Genomic DNA, 22,837 nt, shown 5'->3' with positions numbered 1-22,837 from the left:
CAGGTTCAAATTTAGTTTTATTGCTCAAACTTTTTTCAATTCAATTGGCATATTGATATGAGTTTTTGCCCCCAGATGCTCCGGATCGAGCTTCAGCACATTTGAAAAGGCCTTTCCTGCTTCCTCAATTTCCCCAAGGCCCAGATAACCCAGCCCTTGTATAAAATGGCAATGGGCTTTGTTCCTGATGTTCAGATTGTCTTCGAAAACCAACAGGTTTGGCAGTGAAACGGCAAAATAATCCACCTTTACCTCGTCATTTATGTGCTGATCGCCATATCTGATCAACTTGCTAAATATATGGATTGCTTTCTCATTTTCGCCCAGTTTTTTCCAGGCAAGTCCCTGATAAAAGATCTTGTCAGGCTGCTGGTCATTGTAAAACATGGCAGCAGAAGGCTCGTCAAGACCAACAGTTGCTTTTTTAAACCACTCCTTTGCGGTATCTGAATCATTCAATCCTTCGTACGCACAACCCAGCCAATAGAAAATATCGTTCTCCTGTGCGCCAAACAGCTTGCCTTCCCCAAGGTTATGCGGATAGATCTGCGCCTGGTTGAGTAAATCTATAGCCTCATTGAACTGTGAATTGTCGAGGTGCTGTTTTGCCAGCTGGACAAGACTATAGACATATTGGCCTGATGCTTTGCCTTCGCCACCTTCCCATGGATGGAACTGACGTTTTTTTATCAGCTCAAGCGCAGTCTCATACTGTTCCATAAAATTGAACACCGCTATACGCTCCAGGTACATATCATCTCTCTGTTCAAGTGTCACCAGGTTTTCTTCAAGAAAGCTACTGCGTTCTGCCGGTGTCCGGTTTACCCTTTTGTACAGCTGGTCCAGCTCCATCAAAATTCGGGCATCTGTTTTATCCAGTGCAAAAGCCCTTTCAAAAAAATCAAGCGCTTTCTCCGGCTTGTTCAATTTATTGAAATAAGCAATGCCCAGGTTTCTTAAAACTGTAGGGAACTGGTCATCCAGCTGAACGGACAATTCCCAGTTGCTGATCGCTTCTGCATATTGTCGCTTGTCGTAAAACAAGTTACCCAGATAATAAGGTGCCCTGGCATCCTCCGGATTGAGCTCAATTGCCAGTTGCAAGGCTTTTATCTCTTCCAGCCTGTTCGGAAAACACAGGTAAGAATTTGCAGCAGCGGCTTTTTTAAGCCATTTTTGCGTCTGCTCCTTTTGCCCCGAATAATGGCTAAAAGAAGCCAGGTGGTAGTAAACCAATGGATTTGTCGCCTCATCTTTGATGACATGGCCCAGCAAATCCGCAGCTTCATCATATAAACCCGCTGCCGCATAATCCATTGCATAGGCAATAAAATTCTGCTCGTGCCCTCTTGACAATTTGATCAGTTCATCCAGGGCATTGCTGCATTCAGCAGGCTTGCCGGTTGCCCCATAAGCGAGGGAAAGTTCATACAGCGCGCCCAGATTGAAAGGATCTCTTTCCAGCGCGGTCTGTGAAACCGAAACTGCTTTATCAAATTCTTCCTGCTTCCGGTATGCCGCAGCTTTGATCACATAGGCTTTGCTATTATTGGCATTGCAATCCAGAGAAGCACCAATGTGCTCAATTGCCAGCTGATGGTGTCCCCTTATCATATCAATCTGCGCGACGGAAAAGTAACCGCTATCTTTACAGCTCTTGCCCCAGGTCGCTTTATAGAAAGATTTATAGGCTTCATCGGGCTGGTCCTGAAACTTCAGACTCAGACCCAGGTTATAATAAGGTTCGGTATCGTATGGATTTGGATTGCGCTGAATGCTGGTCTCTATGGCTTTTCTAAAATAGCTTTCGCTTTTGGCGAACTGTCCTCTTCTCAGGTACCACAGACCCAAAGCATTGTTGCAACGGATGTCCTTCGGGTCGCGCCTCAGCGCTTCTTCATAATAGGGAACCGGACTGTAAGTAGCATGACGGTATTGCTCCAGGTGCTGAGCAGTCAAAAACAACTGTTCATTGTTTTCGGTTTCTTCCGGTGTTTGCGCTGGCTTTGCAGGCACAGGAATCGCATTGACCTTGTTGGATGCGGGCTCATATCTAATGAGTTCCTTGTCTTTTGCAGAGTTGACAGTCAGTAACAAATCGTTTTCCTGCAATCCCGCAGGCAGACTGATTTTCCTGACATAAACCCCCTTCGGGCCGATGGTTGCCTGGTCTCTGAACAGCTCCTGACCATTGGCACTTAACCGAATGTTAACATCCTTCTGAACAGAAGTCACATAGATCTTCAGCTCTGTCTCCTCACCTGTTTTGTTGATGGCCAGTAAAATATCTTTGGTTGCATTTTTGACCACACCCAGATCGCGGTAAGGCATGAAGTACTGGGTAAATGACTTTTCTTCATTTGGCATCAGCCAGGTAAAATCGGGCTGATTGTCAGTAAACATGCCCGTCATCAGCTCGATATATGGTCCGTCCTCATCAGTCAGGTTCCTGTCCCAGGCCTGTCCAAAATCACTGTGCCCCCAGGTCCATTGCTTTTTGCCCGGAGAAGTATGGTGATTGGCGACATGTAGCAAACCACCCTGCGAATCATGTTCATACCCGCCTACAAAATCATAGTCTGAATTGATGGCCATATACGAAGTTGGAACAGGAATGTTCTTGTACATGGAAATGTCCGTCCCCGGCGAATAATCTACTTTATAATAAGTACCGGTAGCGATCGGAAATGTAGACACATCGCGTTTGCCATGGTCGAATACCGCATTCACATCCGGGGGAAATACCGATTGATAGTGGTCATTGACCTTTACCGCCGGATTTGCCCACCATAGGAAAGTCTGCGGCAAGCTGGAACGGTTGAGTAGCTTGGCCCTGATCTCGATATAAGCTTTGTCAGGATATAAGGTAAAGCCGGCCAACCCCTTAGTATGAAACATCTGTTCTACTTCATTGACCCATACCGTCTTACTGCCATCTGCATTTTCCTCGATCTTATAATCTATCGGATCAAATGTACTCGGGCGGTGGTGCTGAGGCCAGTTGAACTCGATGCCTCCTGAGATCCATGGCCCGGTAAGGCCGACCAAAGCAGGCTTGATCACCTGGTTATAATAAATAAAATGCCTTTGCTTTATTTTGTCGTAGGCCATCTGGATCCTTCCGCCCAGTTCGGGCAGGATCATGATCTTCAGGTATTCGTTCTCCAAAAACAACCCTTTGTAGGACTTGTCTTCTTTTTCGTCATAAATCTTTTCAATAACAGGATTTGGGTACACTACCCCGCTGCTTCCCTGGTAAATCCGTTTTTCAAAGAACATGGGGTTTTTGTCGGGCTTGCCGATGCCGTAGGTAGGAATGATTACCTGTTCTTCCCAAACGTTTACTGTTGATGTTTTCATTGTATTGTATAATGTAGAAATGATTTTTAATGTCTGATCAGGTTATCTTCCAGTTCTTCCAGCGTCTGTCCTTTGGTCTCTTTCACTTTCCTCAGCACAAAAAGAAATCCAAGAAAACAGATCACTGCATACAGATAAAAAGGTCCATAGGCACCAAGTTTGTCAGCCAGGATCGGAAAAGTGAACACCAAAATAAAATAAGCACTCCATAGCGAAACAATAGCAACTGATGAAGCCACACCCCTGATCTTGTTTGGAAAGATCTCTGAGATCAGTACCCAGGTAACCGGCGCAAGTGAAATCGCGTACATACTGATGGCCAGAAGTACAAAGATGGATACCATACCAGCAGGGTAATGGTTCTGCAGCATAAATGCCAGAATGATATACACGATAGACAGACCAAGCGACCCGATCAGCATGAGCGGGCGGCGTCCCAGCTTGTCTACCTGCCACATGGCGAGGATCGTAAATACGAGGTTTACAATACCGATAGCCACGGTCTCAAACAATTGCCTGTCCAGGTTAGCCCCCACAGATTCAAAAATGGTAGAGGTGTAATTGAACACCACATTGATCCCGCAAAACTGCTGGAACACTGCTAAGGTGATCCCAACAGCCACCGCAGGCCGCACACTCTTATGAAATATGGCTGCATAAGATTGTTTGGTGTTACCGGTCAATGATCTGCGGATCGCCGCAGTCGTATTTTCCACAAAAGTAACCGAGCCTATTTTATTTAAAACCTGTTTTGCTTTTGCCTCCTGCCCGTCTTTCAACAACCATCGCGGACTTTCCGGAAGCCAGATTACCCCGATCAGAAAAATAACCGAAGGCACAGTACCCAGGCCAAACATCCAGCGCCAGGCATCAGGACCCGTATCGGCAAGGAAATAATTGACCAGATTGGTCACCAGGATGCCGATAACTACAGTCAACTGGTTGATGGCTACATTGCGGCCCCGTACCTTGGCAGGCGACACTTCCGCAATGTACATCGGACAGAGCATGGAAGCCATACCCACTCCAATACCCGCAGCAAAACGCATGACCACAAACAGGTTGAGGCCCGATGAAAAAGCTATACCAATAGAAGACAAGGCAAAGATGATCGCGGCCAGCATCAGGCCTGGTTTCCGGCCGTATTTATCAGCTAGGTTTCCCGCCAAAAGACAGCCCACTATACATCCAAGCGCCAGCGAACCGGTGAGGAAACCTTCCCATATGGGATCGAGCATGAACTGTGTTCTTAAAAAAGGCAATGCGCCCGATATGACAGCAAAGTCAAATCCAAACAAGTATCCGCCGAGGGCAGATATGAAAGAAATGCCAATAATATAGCTGCTGTTAAACGTTTCTTGTTTAGTGTCCATTTAGTCTATAGTTGATTAAAATAAAGTTGAGGTTTTTGTTTAGTAAAGCCAATAGATTATAATTTCTAAAAGATGGATTTTACACGCATCCTTGTTTTAATGTATTCAAGGTTGGATATAAATGGCTGCACCGCCTCCAGAAGCCAGTTTCAGTTCCATTTTTGTCTTAGCATCTACGGTAATTATTTTATGTTCATAGTGTTCCGCATTCACATTGGCATCCTTTCCATCTGTGTAAATAACTGCAGTATAGCGTTTTCCGGAAGGCAGAAAACTGAAATCAAGTGAAACGGTCCTTTCATTCCAATTGGTCATTGCACCTACATACCAATCCCGTCCTTTTCTTTTGGCCATTAAAGCGTACTCACCAATCTTTCCAGCCAGAGGCCTTGTCTCATCAAACACAGTTGGCACGATGGACAAAAATTTCATGATATCAGGATATTTCACATACTCTACCGGGGAATCGGAAAGCATCGCCAGCGGTTGGTTAAAGATCACATACATTGCCAGTTCATGGCAGCGGGTCCCCTGTCCTGAAGGCAGGCCGGGATCGATAGGCTTAAAGGCCGCTTTCGTCTTATTCCTCATTGCACCCGGGGTATAATCAAAAGGGCCCGCAAGCATTCTGATGAACGGGACCAGCAGGTGGTAATCCGGATTGATGGAGTAATCCCATTTGTCCGATTCCGCACCCCGCACCGCTTCATAGTTTACAATATTTGGATAGGTCACTTCCATTCCTGACGGCTTGGTACAACCGTGAAAATCAACCATGATCTTTCTTTCCGCCGCTGCTTTGGCGATCTGCTCCATCCATTGCATCGCCAGCTGATCATCCCGGTCGAAAAAATCTACCTTGATCCCTGCTGCTCCAAGTGACTGGATGAAATCGAGACTGTGGTCCAGGTCCTTCATGATCGTCGAAGCGACGCACCATAGGAATACACCGACCTTTTTATCCTTCGCCCGTCTGATCACTTCCTTTACATCCAGTTTTGGATTTACCTTTGTGACATCATAGTTATTGGACCAGCCTGCGTCTATCATCATATATTCCAGATCGTAATCTGCTGCGAAATCTACATAATAGTTATACAAGGCAGTATTTCTGTTGGGCATACCCGAAGGGATGTGTGCTCCAGGCAAGAGCGCGTCGTGCCACCACTCCCATGCAGCCTTCCCTGGTTTTATCCATGCAGCATCTTTTATTAAGGAGGGCTGCGCAAGTTTTGCGATCAAATGATTGTTCAACAGGGCCTTGTCTTCATCTGTAACGATGATTACCCGCCATGGATAAGCCCTTTTCCCTTTGGTATCTGCCAAAAAATCAGCCCTTTCTTTTACGACAGAAACAAAATTTCCCCAGCTGCCCATTTCTGTTTTAGCAGGATATTTTGCCCAGTCCCCTGTAAACTTCCCTTCCTTTTTCTGGATGTACATTCCCGGGTAGTCCCATACATCGGCTTCTGCAATCAGGATTTTAACCGGCTGATCAGTATGGTCAAACAATGCCGGGGTGGTGGCCCTTTTCCCTTCACTTATGAAGTCTGTACTTGAAAATTTAATATAAGGTCCTTCCCAGGTTGTATAGGTATCTGTTTGTTGCAAAATAGCCGAAGGTTTTCCTGCAAGGTTAAAATCAGCCTGTTCGCTGATCACTTTTACATTTCCTTCAAAGCTGGTGATAAACCGGTAGGCGATCCCCTCATTGTAAGCCCTGAAGACTAACGTAAAATAATCTTCAAAACTCACGGTCAATTCATTAAAGTCCGGAGTTTTTCTGGAGGCTGTTTTCTTTATTTTGGACTTCTTGCCCAGCGCCAGTTTGTCCAATGTGATGGAAATCCCAGAGGGCAGCAAAACGGGCTGATTCTTAAATGACACCGAATAGGTGATGTCTTCCGCCACCGTAACCCCCACCTTTAATCTGGAGTCGGGCGAGCTCAGCTGCAATTGCTGGCCTGCGGCGAAACCAGCCGCATGGCCTAAAGAGACATAAAAAAGAGCAAGCAAAAATAGTTTGTATTTCATATGGTTTATTTGTGTGTGTCGAACTTGAAAATAATGTAATGATGGGCAAGCTCCCCTGCCCGCAACGCTGCAGAAGGAAATGAGGGGTGGTTTGGACTATCAGGAAAGAACTGGGCCTCCAGGCATATTCCGTCAAAAGCCCTGTATGGTTTCCCGTTAAATCCAGCGTCGGCTGTATGGAGGTAATCACCTGTATACAGCATTAGTCCGGGATAAGAAGTATACAGGGTGAGGCTTCTTCCTGAATGAGGATCAAAAAGCCTTGCAGCCGGAAGGCCTGATTTTTGGCGTTCCTTATCCAGCACATAGCAAATATTCAGGCCCTTCAGACTGCCATCAGGCTGCAGGAGCCTGTCTTTAATCAAAATATCATTAAAAGTATAAGCCCCACCGGCAGCCACAAGCTCTCCCGTCGGAATATAATCAGCCCCCGCCTCAACCATCTGATCGGAAAACACAGAAAGATGATGGTCAACCACCCGGCCTTTGCCCGATGACAGGTCAAAATAACTGTGATTGGTCAGGTTGAACAAGGTATGCTGATCCGTTTGCCCATAATAACCTATGGTTAGTTCGTTCTCCTCGTTCCAGCGGTAATGAACTTCCGTTTTCAGGTTACCGGGAAAACCTCCTTCTCCATCCGGACTTAGCAGACTAAAAATCAATGCATCATCTTTGATCTGCCAATCAAATACCTTTTTATTAAAGCCGGCGCTGCCACTATGATTGCTGTTCGACCCCTCATTCTGCTCAAGCGTCACCCTTTTCCCGTCTAAATTAAAAGCCGCATTACCGATCCTGTTGGCGAACCGGCCAACGGTTGAACCCATATAGCTCTGATCGTTGACATAACTCCGCAACTCGGGAAAGCCAAGAACAACGTTCTCTTTCTTGTCTTCATTGTCCGGGACAAAAACGGAAACGAGAGTAGCCCCATAATTGCTCAACTCTATGAACCGGCCTTCCTGGTTTTCTATTTTAAAGAGAAAGACTTCCCTGCCATCTGCATTTCCCCAGGGAGTTTTTAAAATTTTATTCTTTTGCATCAGAAAGACTGATTAATAAACATGTGAATCAGGAAAAGCAATTCCGGAACACCCGCGGCATAATGGTCTATGCTTCGAGTGTCCCGGAAATATTGCTGAATTACTAAGCGACAAACCACTTACACAGTGGCCGATTTCTTCAAGATCCTCTAGTTCGATTTAAAAAAAGTTAATTCCAAAAGGTGAATATAATTAGCCCCGCCCCATGTTTCCAGTACTTTAAAGCGCAGGTACCTGAACGCCGGGCTACCCGCAGGGATGTTGAACCGCTCTCCAGCCCTTGCAAACGCCCTGTCCGCATCGGTATTTTGCCCTACGGGTTGGCCAGAAGGCTTAAATGAGGTATAGGTTTGCAGCTTTGTCCAGCTGCTGTCAAAACTCCCGTCAGGATTGGGGTTATTACTGCCCCATACTTCAAAGACTTTGGGATTACCGACATTGTATAATGCATTGTCTCTTTGCCAAAGCCTGAAATGGTCAAGCTGTGTCACCTGTCCTATATCAAATGTGAACCATTGAGGCAGTCCAGAGCCACCTGTATGGAAGCCTGCAGGATCACCCCCGTTTGCGCCGGTGTTATTGTCCCACAAATTTTCCATTTTCCATCCGTATTCATCCCCAACGTCCGTGGGCAGTTTAAATACTTTGAACAATGATTTATCACATTGCGTGATCTTAATGATCGTTGGAAAATCAGCAAATTGTGAGACGTTAAAAGCATCGTATGAACCAGGCTCAGGAGCGTATGAGGACCGGTACTGAACTGTCGTGTTCAGCTTGTAGTTTGGTATTACAATTGAATTGTCATCTGCCGCAAGCTCCCTGTCTTCCAGTACACCTGAAGTATTGGTGTACCTGATTGTCGTAGACACGTTCATGGTATCCCTCCTGTTAAAGTTCAATTTAAGAGCACCGTCCTGGTTAAACTCATAGGGATTGGCCGCATTATAGCTTCTGTTGAGCAGCGTGCTTATATACGTGGGTCCATAAACCCTTACATTATTTAGCTCGATCCCTACAGACTTGTTTCCATTTTTATCATACGAATTGATATGGAAAGCGTAGACGTATTCATTGAGATTTGGCACCACTACGGTTATCAACTCTGCCGGATCGTTGCTGGTCGCAGGCACTTCCATGCTACTGGCCCCATTATTCCAGGTAACGACATATTTGGAAATTGTCGGATCCGGGCTCGGGTTCCAGTAGAGCGCAGTCCTCAGATTTCCTGCTTTATAGCCGGCATTTTTGACCAGACCAGGATAAACTGTTTCTTTGTCATTTAAAAACGATTTATAGTCGTCGCCATATTTTTCACAGCCGGCCATCGCAAAAGTGATGATAAGCGCCACTGCAATATTGATAGTTAGTTTCATTTTTTCCATTTTTTATCAGCGTTACACGATATCACAAAGGGTTTCCGAAAAGCGTTATTTCCATGGCATTCACATAGTCAAGCCCGCCCCAGGTTTGGGTAACCTCGAAACGGATATATTTCACATTTTGTGCCGGACGCGGCATCGTAAAATTGACCCCTTTGGCAACAAATTCTTTATCAGCAGCATTTGCCTGGTTAGGCGCTAAGCCAGAAGGTGGATTAGGAAAAGCAAAGTTGCCCATATTCACCCAATCACCGGCCACAGTTCCCCCAGCAGAACCTTTCGGCAAAGTAGTCTCAGCGGGATTGTCCTTATTTGAACCCCAAATGGTAAAGGTGTGCGTATTTTGATATCCATAATACTCAGATGGTCTCTGCCACACCACAAAACGACTGATGATAGCCGAGGTACCCATACCAAATGTAGAGATTAGCCTGGAAGACCTGCCCGTATGCCATCCATTGCCGTCAACACGTCCATCAAAGAAATTTTGGAATACCCAGCCATAATCTGATGGCGTATCATTAGCCATGTTGTACACAAAAAACTTGCTCTTGTCCAGTTGAGTTTCAAACAACGGCGTCAATGTTTTAAATACCGTATCAGAAACATTTCCAAATCTGTCGGTTGTATAGACGCCTACCTTTTGAGGAGTTGGGGGCAGGTTCCTGATGGCAACATTAATGGTATCACTGCTAATGTATTCCGGCTCCTGTTCATCGTACTTTTTAGTCTGCTCATTAAAAACAAGAAGGTGCACAGCTATAGGCGCCCTGTTCCTGTTAAGTCCAAAAAAACTCGCTCCGCCAAAGTCAGGGTTAATCTCCAGATCTGAATTTATCTTAACATAATTTGGTGTTTCCGGCGTTACCTTAACAACTACCGGATCAGACATCACATTGGCACGGCTGACGGCATACAAAGTCACCTCATACTCCTGCGATCTGGCAAACCCGTCTACCATAATCGTATCCGTATAATAACTTGCTTTGGTCTCCCGGACACGGTTATCATTGATATTGTACCGCGCCAAAACATAAAGCAGGTTTTCTGAATTGGGCAGCCTGTACGTAATTCTGGCAGCACCTTCCAGGTTTTCAACTTTCACATTGCTCACCACACCCGGCTTGGTCATATCCCTGGAAATGACCTCAATGTTCGATTCCTCTTTTTTACAGGAGGCTAAGAAAGCCATCATCAGTATAAGGATCAATATATTTTTCATAATCATCTATTTAAAAGATTAATTTCTCAGTTATTTACAACCGCTACCAAAATGGGTTTTGAACTAAATTTTCATTGATAACCACTTCCGAATTTTTGATCGGCCATAAATAATCTTTCACACCAAAAACAGGAATGGCAACCGTCTGCGGGCGATAGTATTCAACCGCATTTGCCTGGCTTACCGTCCAGCCCTGAAAAGGTCTGCTCAGCACATCCTGCAGCTCTTTCCATCTGCGCAGGTCCCAGCCGGTCTGACCCTCAAAGCACAGTTCAATTCTTCGCTCTCTGTGAATAATCGCACGCAGCTTATTTTTGTCTGATGGCGCAGTGGCATCTTTGGCATAAGTCTCCCAGGACTGCCTGACTCCCTGCAAACCGGCGCGCTGTCTAACTTTATCAATATACATGTAAACCTCCTCCGACGGGGCCGGTAAACTTTCATTCAATGCCTCAGCATACAAAAGATACAGTCCGCTCAGACGTATAACAGGGAGACGGAATCCTTCAAATTTTGGACTGCCTACATCCATCACCGTAAGGTAGTTGGCCAGTTTTTTAGGCCAGTAACCCGTTACGTTTGTCGCAAAAAGACTCTTTGGACCGGAAACAGCGGCAGGTCCGCGCCCTTGTACCACATAAGCTTCCTCTTCTTTCCTTTTATCGTTCCCAAACCAGATCGCACCATCAAAGGCAATGTCTGCATAGAACCGTGGTTCCCTGTCAAAGTGACTCTTTACGGTTTCGTAACCCAGTTTAATGTAATGTTTATTGGCATCGTCGCCCGCTTTTATGGTGTTCCGGTTCGCATAGTCCCAGGTCTTATCTTCGTTGACAGGCACCCCATTTTTAGTATAAAATAGTTCCGCAGTGGAAATCGGCACTGAAAAATTTGACGGATGATCATTACTCTGTGCCACAGCAGCTGTGGTTAGTTTCGGCATCGCATAACCCTGGTAGTCAAAATCAAACTGCGAGGCGATGACCAGCTCAGGGTTCTGCTCCCATTTTTGCGTGACCGCACTCTGCAGCGTAAGTAGTTTTTTTATTTCATCAGATGCGCTCTCTACTTGATTGGTCGGTACTTCTGTATACAACTTGCCTCCTCGCAGCTCAAACTCAACAATTGCGGCCTTGCAGGCTGCAGCCGCTTTCTCCCATTTCGCAGGGTCTGCGGTAGTAGAAAAAAGATTTCTGCCGTCCTTGTCTTTGAAGACTGCGTAATCAGGATTGCCGTTGAACAAAGGACTGGCCTGGGTAGTTAAAACTTCAGCTTTAACCGCCATTGCCATAGCAGTGGTGATACGGCCCAGCTCATTGATCCGGTTGGTGATCACCGGAGGCAGGTCCGGAATGGCCTCATCCAGAAGCGATGTCACATAGTCAAAAGACTCATCGACCGTCGCCCTTTTTACCTTTGTATCCTCAATAGGGCCGTCAATCGGGCGGTTTACCTTGGCGAGAACAATAGGTCCGTAAAAACGGATCATGTAATAGTGATAAAAAGCCTTTAAAAACTTAACCTCGGCAATCCATCTTCTTTTTTCAGGCTCGTTCAGATCAATCGGCTTATCTATGTTTTCCAACATAATGTTACACCTTCTGATGGCCTGATAAATGTTCTGTCCCCCGTTTCCGCCATTCCAGAAGTCCAAAACAGGACTCCCTGAATTTTGTATATTCCTGATCAGACTAAAGCCTGTAGAAGGGATCTTGTTAAAGGGGTTGCCTTCCAGATTTGGATAATAGATTTCTGCAGTGGTCGTAAATCCGGGGTTGTTTACCGTCCCGCGGATCAGTGTCTGGTAGGTATTGTAACAGCCAAACAAATAATTTTCAGCCTCATTTCTATTTGAAAAAGCATAATCAAGCGTACCAACATTATTTGGCACAACGTCCAGATACTTTTTACAGGACATGCCTGCTATGCAAAGTATGGTTACACAAATTAATTTATAATGGTATTTCATGTCTTCTGTTTCTGTTGTATATACTTATAAATTCAGGTTTAAGCCTACGTTAAATACCTTTTGGATAGGATAGGAAAATCCATTGCCTCCCAATTCAGGATCCCACATTTTGAAGGGACTCCAGGTGATAAGATTGAGTCCGTTAAAGTACAGTCTGCAGTTTGAAATCCTCAGGGATTTAGAAATGCTGGACGGTAAGGTATAACCGATTTCAAGTGATTTTAACCTGATAAAACTGGCGTCTCTCAGCCACCAGGTACTCGGCTGCAGGTTATTAGCGATAGCCGCCGAACTGGTCCCCAGTCTAGGATACAAGGCATATAAGTTTTGGTTCTCTTCAGACCAGTGGTTATCAGCAAACTCTTTCAGTACTTGTGTATTTCCGTCTATGTAGGCGACGTTACGTTCAACAAAAGGACTCACCTTCCTTGGATCGATGAAAAAAGATACCCTGGCCTGCCCCTGAAAGAAAGCAGAAAGGTCAAATCCCTTAAAGCCGCTGGAGAAACCAAATCCATAAACAATCTCCGGTGTTTCAGGATAACCTAAAAATACCTGGTCAAGGTCGTCTATCTTTCCGTCGGCATTTACATCCTTATATTTGATATCACCACCCTGCGGTAAGATCCCGTTTATTTTATTACCATAAGCATCATTGATAGACATGATCTGCGTCGGTGAGTTTCTGGCCTCGTTGTCATCGACAAACAATCTTTCTGCGATATAACCATAGCCCCGGCTGATCGGCTGACCAATAAAGTGGCGCCAGGTTTCCGGATAATTGGGTTCTTCTATGTAGGTATATTTGTTGGTAGAATAAGTGAAGTTTCCCCGGAAAGATGTCCAAAGGCCATTGTTAAAGTTCTGCTTATAATCAGCGGAGAGGTCTATACCTTTAGAATCTACCACACCAAGATTGGTGAGCACAGCAGCTTCAAAACCTTCGGTCACAGGTACCTGCCGTTCACGCAGAATATCATAGCGATGATTCTTATAGAATTCGGCCACAATGTTCAGGTTTTTTAACATGGTAATCTCTGCGGCGACATTGGTCTGACGCGAAGTCTCCCACGTGATATTGGAGTTGGCATAACTCCTGATGGTCACACCGTTGAGCTGAGTACCGTTATTGATCCCAAATTGGGCAAAATTTCCGCCGTTTAGATTCACATCAGACAGATAGAAAAACCGCTGGTTACCAATCGCATCATTACCTACCAGACCATAGCTTCCGCGGATCTTCAATCGGTCAACAATACCTCCGGCTTTCCAGAAGCTTTCATTTGACGCTACCCATGACAGACCAAATGTTGGGAAAAACCCATACCGGTGTTCTTCAGAAAAACGTTCTGAACCGTTCAGCCCAAAATTGACCTCTGCGTAATATTTGCTCTTATAATTGTAAGTTGCCCTGCCCGCCAAACCTAAATTTCTGAAAGGAAGAGAATAAGGTAAGGTGGTCACGTGCAAAACCGGGTCTTTTGCACTTGAATAAAGCGTTTGCTGCGCAGTACCGATCAAAGTCGCACTTATGCCATGATTACCCAATAACTTATTGTAATCAAGTGCCCCCTGGAAATAATAGAAGGAATTGGCATTCGGCTCGTTTCTGCTGTAAACCAGATATTCAGTAGGCACATTATTCGACACATTATTTCTCGGGTTTAACCAGGTCAGCGAATAAGAATTGTTTAGTTTATCATAGCCACCTGCACTATAGAAATAAGGTGAATAAGCAAGCTGAGAGTCAAAGTAAGAATAACGGTTGGTGTTAAATATACTTCTGAATTTAAGTCCTTCCGTAATGAAACCAAAATCCTGGTTCAACTCCAGCTGGGCAGACATGCGGGATTCAGATGAATTCTTATGTCCTCGTAAAAGCTGGGCATAAGGATTACCGTTCGGATACCGGATGCTGTTATTGGCAGTTCCGTCAGGCCCGCCAACGTTTCCAAACAAAATGTGGTTTGCTTTCGCGTTTTCACCCTCGGCAGGATAGTAGGCAGGAAACAAAACCGGACTGGCATGAACTGCAACATTGTAGAGGTCAGAAGCAAAGGATCCGTCCGCAGTTATAGGCCCGTTATATTCACTGAAAGTACCTGAAAGCCTGATCACAACCTCTGTGGTCTTGGTCAGGTTTACATTTACATTTGAGCGCAGCTGATAATTTTTAAAGTTGACATTGTTGTTGTTATTGTTCCTGACATCCGTCTTTAAAACCCCATTATCAATATTGTATGACCCCGCGATATAATACTTCGCAGTAGAGCCGCCACCACTCACACTCAGGTTATTGCGCTGTGTAGTAGCCCGGTCCTTAAAAAGCATATCCAACCAGTCAACGGCAGGAAATACGTAAGGGTTACTGCCCGGCGCACCGGCAAGCGTTGCTTTAGTGTTCTCGATCTTACTTACAGGGAAGGGCAAAGGCAGTTTAGGATCACGTGTCAAAGATGCCTCATTGTACAATTGCATATACTGGATAGGATCTGCCAGTTGCAATGTCTGGGTAGACTGTGACATCGAGTATTCGGAGCGGAAATTGATTTTAGCCTTTCCTTCCTTTCCCTCTTTGGTACTTACTAAAATTACTCCATTGGCCCCTCTGGCACCATAGAGGGCAGTTGCACTTGCATCTTTCAATATGGAAAAACTCTCAATATCATCGACCTGCAGTCTGGCAAGGTCATTGGCAGTTAACTCCACATTATCAATCAGGATCAGCGGTTCTCTTTTATATCCGAAGGTGGTTACACCACGAATGAAAAACGAGGCATTGTCTTGTCCGGGCTGTCCGCTGCGCTGATAAGCAATAATTCCGGCGGCCTGCCCTGCTAATGAAGCCGTAAGGTTGCTGGAGGGGATCTTTAATGCGCCTGGCTTGATTGTCGTTACAGAACCCACCATGGCTTCTTTACGCTGTCTCTGGCCCATAGCCGTGATGACAATCTCATCGGCAACCAAATTATCCTCTTTCAGTTGAATATTCAGCGTTTTATTGCTGGCGGATATCGTAACATGCTGTTCCTTATACCCCACATAGGATATTTTCAGCACTGCACCCGCATCAACATCAAGCACAAATTTACCATTGTCATCCGTTCGCGTCCCTATTTTAGGGTTCCCTTCGACCATGATGTTGACACCTGTTATTTTATTTTTTAATGTATCCGTCACCGTACCGACCACGGTAATCTTAGCGGATCCCTGTGAGTAGGCCTTATTTCCCACAAGTGTAAAAAAACAGATCAGCAATAATGCTGATGTGTTCAGAATTCTTCTCATACAGATTTGTTTAAGTTTATATCTTGGTGAGGTAAAGCTATCGCATGTGGCAACTTTATAAAATGTATAAATTCACCATAATGATGGACAATAATACCATCACACCACAAGATCCATGTTTTACCACAGCCGCGCTACAATATCCACATTCAGTTTAATGTATAAACCAACCATAATGATGGACAATAACATCAAAATATAGATTACATTTGCAAATACGTTAATGAATAGGAATGGAAGAGCACAAAAAAATAAAGGAAGGTTTTCTCGGGCAAAGGATGATTGTTCTAACTCCCAACATTAGAAAGGAGATCAAAGCAAATCCTCTGATCAGTTCCTTTTATCTGACTGCGATCGGATACTACCCTCATGCAGTCGGCCATGACCGCGAACGTCTGCATGGTGCTGCTGAGTTTATTTTCCTCTACTGTATAGATGGAGAAGGCCGGATCGAAATGAACGGAGAAATATACCTGCTGAAAGCAAATACCTTTTTTATCATTCCAAAAAACATACCGCACCGTTATTACAGTTCAACCAAAACCCCCTGGAGTATTTACTGGCTGCACTTTAGCGGAACAAACTCAAGAAAAATTTATGAACGCTCCCTGGTTGATGATAAGCACCATGTCCATGCTATTCCATTTGAGCAGTCCCGGATCAGCACATTTGACCAGATATACAATACACTTGACAGAAGCTTTAGTTCCCGCGATATGGAAATCATGAATTTTCGGCTACTTTATTTTGTAACCTCATTCATCTACTACAAAGAAATCAATCCTGCAGTATACAACATAGATATGGTCAGCAACTCGATTGCTTTTATGAAAAAAAACGTGGATAAAAAGCTTAGCGTTAACTTATTGGCCGAGGAACAAAATCTTTCCGTCTCTCATTATCTCCGTCGTTTCAAAGCCAGGACCGGGCAGTCGCCGATTGTTTACCTCAACCAGCTCAAAATCCAGCAGTCCTGCCAGTACCTTTATTTTACCGACAAGAACATTAAAGAAATCTGCGCATTACTGGGCATAGACGATCAGTACTATTTTTCAAGATTGTTTACAAAACTGATCGGCACCTCACCTTCCGCCTACCGTAAGGCCCATAAGAAATAGTTGACTAAAAAGAAGCACAGATGTACCGGGAAATTTTAGACCATATCCGCAAATATGTAGTATTGACCCCTGAGGAAGAGGAATTGCTCTGTCAAAATCTGGAATATAAAAAATACCATAAAAAGGATTTTTTGCTGGAAGCCGGCAAAACCTGCAAAGGCAATTATTTCATCATAAGGGGCTGCGTACGTCAGTATTTTATCAATAAAAAGTTAAACGAGCAGATCATTAATTTTTCGATAGAAAACTGGTGGATCGCCGATCAGGACAGCCTCATGACAGGGCGGCCATCGGCCTGTACCATCCAGGCGATAGAAGAAACCGAGGTGTTTTTACTTCCGGAGAAAAACAAGGCGGCACTGTTCAGGCAGGTGCCATCATTAGAAACTTATTTTGCCCTGATCATGCAAAAGGCTTTCGTAGCGGCGCAGCGCAGATTGGGATATATCTTCAATATGACCGATGAGGAACGCTTCAGGCACTTCTCCTCGTTGTTTCCGGAATTTATACAGCGCGTACCGCAATACATGCTCGCCTCTTACCTCGGCTTTACCCCCCAGTTCCTGAGCCGGCTCCGGGCAAAGAAACACTGACCCTCATTCTGCATAAAATTTCCTGCATTTTAGAATTTCTTAAACTCAGTTCATTTTTTGAGGCTGCCTGGTTGCGCAACTTTGTCTTAACAAAAAACAAAGAAAATGAATCGAATCAGAATTAATCAGGCAGATCCGGCAGCATACAGAGCAATGTTTGCACTGGACAAATACATTGAAAGCTCAAGCCTTAGTAAAACACACTGGGAACTGATCAAAATCAGAGCCTCTCAGATCAACGGATGTTCTTTTTGTGTAGATAAACACAGCAAAGATGCCCGCGCAAATGGTGAGACCGAACGCAGGATCTTTGCATTGACGTGCTGGAAAGAAACTCCTTTCTTTGATGAGCAGGAAAGGGCGATATTGCAGCTGACAGAAGAAGTGACGCTAATTGCAGGCAGGGTATCTGATGAGACTTACAATCAGGCCGCCTCGTTATTAGGCGATACTTATCTCGCCCAGGTGATCATGGGCATCATCACTATTAACGCCTGGAACCGGATTGGAGTCAGTACCAAAATGGAACCGGAACTTTAAACTTAAGCTTTCAATATGGTGCCTTTCTGGTACTATAACTTTACAACCTCCTCTTAACCTCTTCAAGGGGGTTGCTAGGGGGTTGCATGATCTCCTGGGTTATGCAACCATGCCGGGCAACTATTGATTTTTCCTTGCTGGCGACTCTAATTCCGTCCCAATTTTAACAGGAATACCGAAATTAGGCGTACCGTCCGCATTCCATGAAAACTGCTGGGCGCGCGGCGACCGGAAGCCCCCGCATCCCTGGCCCGGTTTATCATTTGCATGATACAAAATCCAGTCTTCCTTACCGTCAGGCGATTTAAAAAACGAATTGTGTCCCGGTGCATAGACGCCATTTTCCGCAGACTTCCTAAAGACAGGCTCTGCAGATTTCTTCCATGAAGCCGGATCCAGCAGGTCAGAACCCGCAGACGCCGTCAACAGCCCTAAAGCGTAAAAATCCGTCCAGCAGCCACTGGCAGAATACACAATAAAAATCTTGTCCTTATGAACCAGGAACTGCGGGCCTTCATTGACATCGACATGTTTCAGATTTGGTTCATTGAGGTCTCCGTACAGCTCCCATTTAAACTCAGGGCTTGACACCTTCACTCTGGGACCATCTACAGTCCATGGGTTCTTAAGCTTTGCAATATAGATCTCCTGTTTTCCATTCACATCACCTTCCCAACCCGACCAGATCATATAAAGTTTCCCCTTATGTTCAATTACATCCCCGTCAATTGCCCATTTATTTGTCACGTCAGTAATCTGCCCTTTAAATTCCCATTCACCTTCCATGGGGTCAGCTGATGCATTCTCCAGGACATACATGCGGTGGTTATTGTTATTTCCACCATCTGCCGCAAAATAAGCATACCATTTGCCCCGCAGGAACATCACTTCCGGCGCCCATAATTCTTTAGAATACGGTCCGGTTTTCGGCGGTGTCCAGATCACCTTTTTCTCTGCGGTTCTTAACTCAGAAATATTCTTTGCTTTCCACAGTACTAAATTCCGGCCGGTGGTATGGGTATAATAGTAATAACCATCTTTGTAAAAACAGTAAGGATCCGCACCCGACGGCAGTAATGGGTTGGTAAACGTTTGCGCCCGCGCAGCACTTGCCAGCAAAGCCATCAGGACAATTGTCAGGAATCTTAGTTTCATGTGGTGTTCAAATTCAATGACCTAAGTTAGGCAAAATGAAGGTTACTGGTACTCTGCGCTATTAAATTTTCCATCCAGCCAGGCGATGTGGTCGTTTAGAAATGTTTTTAAATATTGTATTTCACCGGCGTAAGATCCGTTTACTTGAAGTTCAAGATAGGATTGTTTATTTAATATATCCCATTTTGTAAAATTCCTGACCTGCGAAACGGCGAGTTTTGCAGCTATTGGGTACATAGATGATGTCAAAGCATAGATCTTTGGTTTTATCTCATTCCATCTGGCGCGGATGCGCTGCCTGAAAGATTGGTCTGTCAACAGACGTTTCAGCCAGATCTTAGGTTCAAAAGCCGAATTCGCCATCAATCCATGAACCTGATCGCCCAGACGATTGTCGTTGTTTGCGGCTTTATCAAAATCCCATATAGGGCCGGTATAAATCTTTTCGTCATTGCGTTTTTTAAACAGGTAAGTACTCCGGAACGCATCCGGGTTACCGATCACCTCATTGATCAGGTAATGATCCACATAGGTATTTACATCAAAGTATTTTCGGTAACCATTTACCGGATCTGTATAATCCGCAGCATAGAGGGCATCTTCAAATTTCTGGAAGTGATTTTTGATGTAGTCTTTTTGCTCCTGATTGATATCATCCTCATCAGGATACTTAATTACGAAAGGCATATTCTTTGCGGTATAGAAATGTATTGGTTCACCATTTGCAAACAAGTCCTGCTCTATTAAATATCCACCTGCAAGGTCTGGAAGTGTTGTAGTTCCCTTTGGCTGTTCCTCAATATCGACCAACCCTTTACCCTCCTTAATCTGCTCGGTAAGCTGATAATTTCCCAAATATGCGCCGTTGAGATACACCTCAACATATCTCGAAGCAGGAGTAAACGCCCTGCCAATATTCCTGCTAAGGATAAAGGCCAGCTCATTACGCATCAAAGTCTTATCGGCATAATTGGCAAGCAGAACCCAGTTCTTACTTTCAGGCATACCCAATAAAGCAGCCTTCTTATCCAGTTTTATGCGATAAGGCTTTTTCGGCATATCGTACCAGGTAGAATTTCCCCGGCCTTTTATTTCAGTCTTCCCATCGTAAACCACATCCTTAAAATTGCTGACAATCTTTATGGAACCGGTAACATAGACCTCCTTGCTTGTAATAGGAACATTATTTGTGTTGATGTAAAGGGCTGAAACGCCATTATCTGTGAACTTTACAATGTAGCTTTTCTTGGTGCCATCTTCAGCGATAATGTTATAGGTCACCAGTTTAGTAAAGTCATTGATCGTAGTATCACTTCGCTGAGCAATGTCACCGACCGTCACCTTTTTCCCTTCATATGTAAATACAGGAGCCAGTTTACTGATATCAGTTCCCGCAAAGGCCCTGGCATAAATGGTATCTCCAATAATTTCTCCATTTACATCATTGACGAGAACAGGATTTTTACTGGCCTTAAAAGCAAAGGTTTTGAGCACCTTATCCGCAGATAATACAGGTGGCTCCGGTTTCGGTTCAACCACAGGATCTTTACTCTTTTTACAGGAAGCAAATGCAGAAAAGACAAGCACTAAACAAACTAATTTATATCCCTTATTGATCATAGCATTAGATATTTGGACATACAATATAGCAATAATTCAATGACATTGAAACATCGACATTGCACATAACACCTGTGCTTAAACGCAAGCTTGGGGGCCGGAGAAAAATTACCTTCTCAGAGAAGACATCAGCGCTCTTTGACCCGATCCTTCATCGGGGCCTAAGAGATGCAGTCTTCGAGGAGAACGGTAATTTTTCTTCAAACCCCCAAGCGATTACATAAACACCATTCCTACTATGGCATCACTGACGAATGTGTATATAACTTATCAGTAACTGCTTTCAATTTCTCAACAGGAACCTTAATCACTTTCCTGTCGTAAGTCATCAAACCATTGGTTTCATTCTCCACATCAGTAGTTTGCGTATAAACCGCTGCCGACAAACCTTTTGTGATCAAAAAGTCCATTCTGTCCATAAATGATGAGTAACGTTTGAACAGTTCTTCGGTATTCTCGAAAAGCTTACCGTATCCCCAGTTTTTGTCCTGCAGCCAGGTATGTTCTTTAATAGGAAGCCCTAAACCTCCAAACTCACCCAAAACCACCGCATGTGTCGGCCCAAAAAGATCAGGTCTCGGCATCTGAGGATCAGGATAATGATGAAGGTCAACAATATCACCGGTGATCACATGGTTACCGCCACTAGCGCTGTTCACAAGGCGCGAAGGATCCATTTTTTTTGTCCATTCCGCAATCTCTTTAGTCTTGAACTGTCCCCAGGCCTCGTTGAAAGGAGTCCAGACCACAATACTTGGAAAATTATGCAGGTCCTTCATGATCTTTTCCCATTCCTTACGGTAATAGCCCTCAGATTCAGGTGTACGGTCTTTATCTGTTCCACCCATCTGGCCAAGCTTAGGCTCCCAGTGGTTACCCAGGTCACCACTTGGCATGTCCTGCCAAACCAGTATACCCAGTTTATCACACTCATAATACCAGCGTGCCGGCTCGACCTTGATGTGCTTACGGATCATATTAAAACCCATTTCCTTCGTTTTGATGATGTCAAATGCCATCGCCTCATAAGTCGGAGGAGTATACAATCCATCAGGCCACCATCCCTGATCTAAAGGACCATACTGAAATACAAACTGATTGTTCAGCAACATTCTTTGTGTGCCTTCCTTATCAGGGCCCATTGACGACTTACGCATTGCAAAATAGCTGCTCACTTCATCAATTACTTTTCCATTGCGCAGCACCGCCACTTTAAGATCGTACAAGAAAGGAGAATTGGGCGTCCAGAGTTTAGGATTGGCAATTGGCAGTGAAGCTTCTTCACTGGCCTCTACTTCCTGCTCTGCAACCTTAGTTTTACCGTCAAATGCGGTAACCCTCAATTTGTCCCCTGCCAAAGCAGACTGCACATCAGCCGATACAGCAAGGGTTTTGGTGTCAATATCCGGTGTCTGTCTGGTTGAAGCGATATAGCTTTTAGGAACACTTTCCAGCCATACCGTCTGCCAGATCCCGCTCACAGGCGTATACCAGATTCCCTCAGGCTTTTTGACCTGCTTGCCTCTAGGCTGAGGGCCTTCATCTGTAGGGTCCCATACACTGATCACCAGTTCCTGCTTTCCGCCTTTTTTAACAAAAGCTGTGATGTCAAAAGAAAACGGATCAAAGCCACCTTCATGTGTGCCGACTTTCTGACCATTCAGCCAGATATCTGTCTTCCAGTCTACCGCGCCAAAATGCAGCAAAATGGTGTTTTTCATGCTTGAAGGAATCGCAAAGCTGGTTTTGTGCCACAACAGGTTATTTTTATCCAGCGTTTTCCCCACCCCGGACAAGGCCGATTCCACAGCAAAAGGAACCAATATTTTTCCCTGATAGCTCTTCGGGGCTTCCGCGTTTTTATCAGTGATGGAATAGTCCCATAACCCATTCAGGTTCTTCCAGTTGTTAGCTCTCACCAATTGCGGACGTGGATACTCTGGCAATGGGCTAGCCGGGTTTATCTTTTCAGCCCATGGCGTCATAATTCTTCCGCCAACCGGTTTCCAGCCTGTTTGCGCTTTTGCACTCAGCAACAGGCAGGACAATGCCGTTGCTAATAAATAGTTTTTAGTCATTTTATAGTGTGTTGATTAAATTTCAAATTGAAATCGGTTTTTATATTTGGTCTGTGTTT

General features: G+C 44.7%; 14 protein-coding genes. 3 read left to right on the top strand and 11 right to left on the bottom strand.

Annotated features, from left to right (window positions below):
* Positions 1 to 24: 24 nt before the first annotated feature.
* The 8 genes from QEP08_RS03040 to QEP08_RS03005 all read right to left on the bottom strand — a co-directional run bounded on the left by QEP08_RS03040 (position 25) and on the right by QEP08_RS03005 (position 15,674).
* A complete protein-coding gene (locus QEP08_RS03040) occupies positions 25 to 3,360 on the bottom strand; it encodes a DUF5107 domain-containing protein (protein WP_285055586.1) in 3,336 nt (1,111 codons plus the stop codon).
* A gap of 26 nt (positions 3,361 to 3,386) precedes the next feature.
* On the bottom strand, positions 3,387 to 4,733 hold the full coding sequence (locus QEP08_RS03035; RefSeq protein WP_285055584.1) for a sugar porter family MFS transporter: 1,347 nt from the start codon (positions 4,731 to 4,733) through the stop codon (positions 3,387 to 3,389).
* A gap of 105 nt (positions 4,734 to 4,838) precedes the next feature.
* The gene (locus tag QEP08_RS03030; protein ID WP_285055583.1) at positions 4,839 to 6,767 is read right to left on the bottom strand and encodes a glycoside hydrolase family 97 protein; all 1,929 of its coding nucleotides are present in this window, start codon (positions 6,765 to 6,767) and stop codon (positions 4,839 to 4,841) included.
* 5 nt (positions 6,768 to 6,772) lie between these two features.
* Complete coding sequence (locus QEP08_RS03025; RefSeq protein WP_285055581.1) at positions 6,773 to 7,813, bottom strand: aldose epimerase family protein; 1,041 nt, start codon at positions 7,811 to 7,813, stop codon at positions 6,773 to 6,775.
* 149 nt (positions 7,814 to 7,962) lie between these two features.
* Positions 7,963 to 9,189, bottom strand: a complete 1,227-nt coding sequence (locus QEP08_RS03020; protein ID WP_285055579.1) for a DUF5000 domain-containing lipoprotein — start codon at positions 9,187 to 9,189, stop codon at positions 7,963 to 7,965.
* 31 nt (positions 9,190 to 9,220) lie between these two features.
* Positions 9,221 to 10,417, bottom strand: a complete 1,197-nt coding sequence (locus tag QEP08_RS03015; protein ID WP_285055577.1) for a DUF4959 domain-containing protein — start codon at positions 10,415 to 10,417, stop codon at positions 9,221 to 9,223.
* A 43-nt stretch (positions 10,418 to 10,460) separates the two neighbouring features.
* Complete coding sequence (locus tag QEP08_RS03010; RefSeq protein ID WP_285055574.1) at positions 10,461 to 12,386, bottom strand: RagB/SusD family nutrient uptake outer membrane protein; 1,926 nt, start codon at positions 12,384 to 12,386, stop codon at positions 10,461 to 10,463.
* A 24-nt stretch (positions 12,387 to 12,410) separates the two neighbouring features.
* Positions 12,411 to 15,674, bottom strand: coding sequence for a SusC/RagA family TonB-linked outer membrane protein (locus QEP08_RS03005; protein ID WP_285055573.1), 3,264 nt, complete (start codon positions 15,672 to 15,674; stop codon positions 12,411 to 12,413).
* 233 nt (positions 15,675 to 15,907) lie between these two features.
* On the opposite strand from QEP08_RS03005, the gene QEP08_RS03000 reads away from it, so the two are divergent.
* The 3 genes from QEP08_RS03000 to QEP08_RS02990 all read left to right on the top strand — a co-directional run bounded on the left by QEP08_RS03000 (position 15,908) and on the right by QEP08_RS02990 (position 17,925).
* Positions 15,908 to 16,792 carry an AraC family transcriptional regulator gene (locus QEP08_RS03000; protein WP_285055570.1) on the top strand — a complete coding sequence of 295 codons (885 nt, stop codon included), beginning with the start codon at positions 15,908 to 15,910 and terminating at the stop codon, positions 16,790 to 16,792.
* A 20-nt stretch (positions 16,793 to 16,812) separates the two neighbouring features.
* Positions 16,813 to 17,385 (top strand): Crp/Fnr family transcriptional regulator, encoded by a 573-nt coding sequence (locus QEP08_RS02995; protein WP_285055567.1) that lies wholly within the window; start codon positions 16,813 to 16,815, stop codon positions 17,383 to 17,385.
* 105 nt (positions 17,386 to 17,490) lie between these two features.
* Positions 17,491 to 17,925, top strand: a complete 435-nt coding sequence (locus QEP08_RS02990) for a carboxymuconolactone decarboxylase family protein (RefSeq protein ID WP_285055565.1) — start codon at positions 17,491 to 17,493, stop codon at positions 17,923 to 17,925.
* 120 nt (positions 17,926 to 18,045) lie between these two features.
* Here the strand turns inward: QEP08_RS02990 and QEP08_RS02985 are convergent, their stop codons facing one another.
* From QEP08_RS02985 to QEP08_RS02975, 3 genes are all read right to left on the bottom strand, one after another.
* Positions 18,046 to 19,080, bottom strand: coding sequence for a glycoside hydrolase family 43 protein (locus QEP08_RS02985; protein WP_285055562.1), 1,035 nt, complete (start codon positions 19,078 to 19,080; stop codon positions 18,046 to 18,048).
* Between the two features lie 42 nt (positions 19,081 to 19,122).
* A complete protein-coding gene (locus QEP08_RS02980) occupies positions 19,123 to 20,700 on the bottom strand; it encodes a CotH kinase family protein (RefSeq protein ID WP_285055559.1) in 1,578 nt (525 codons plus the stop codon).
* A gap of 236 nt (positions 20,701 to 20,936) precedes the next feature.
* Positions 20,937 to 22,778 (bottom strand): glycoside hydrolase family 2 protein, encoded by a 1,842-nt coding sequence (locus tag QEP08_RS02975; protein WP_285055557.1) that lies wholly within the window; start codon positions 22,776 to 22,778, stop codon positions 20,937 to 20,939.
* Between the last annotated feature and the right edge of the window lie 59 nt (positions 22,779 to 22,837).

This window comes from Pedobacter ginsengisoli, from assembly GCF_030244015.1.
Lineage (GTDB): Bacteria > Bacteroidota > Bacteroidia > Sphingobacteriales > Sphingobacteriaceae > Pedobacter > Pedobacter ginsengisoli.
Note: the sequence above shows the minus strand (reverse complement) of the source record. Positions and strands in the feature narration are given on the sequence as shown.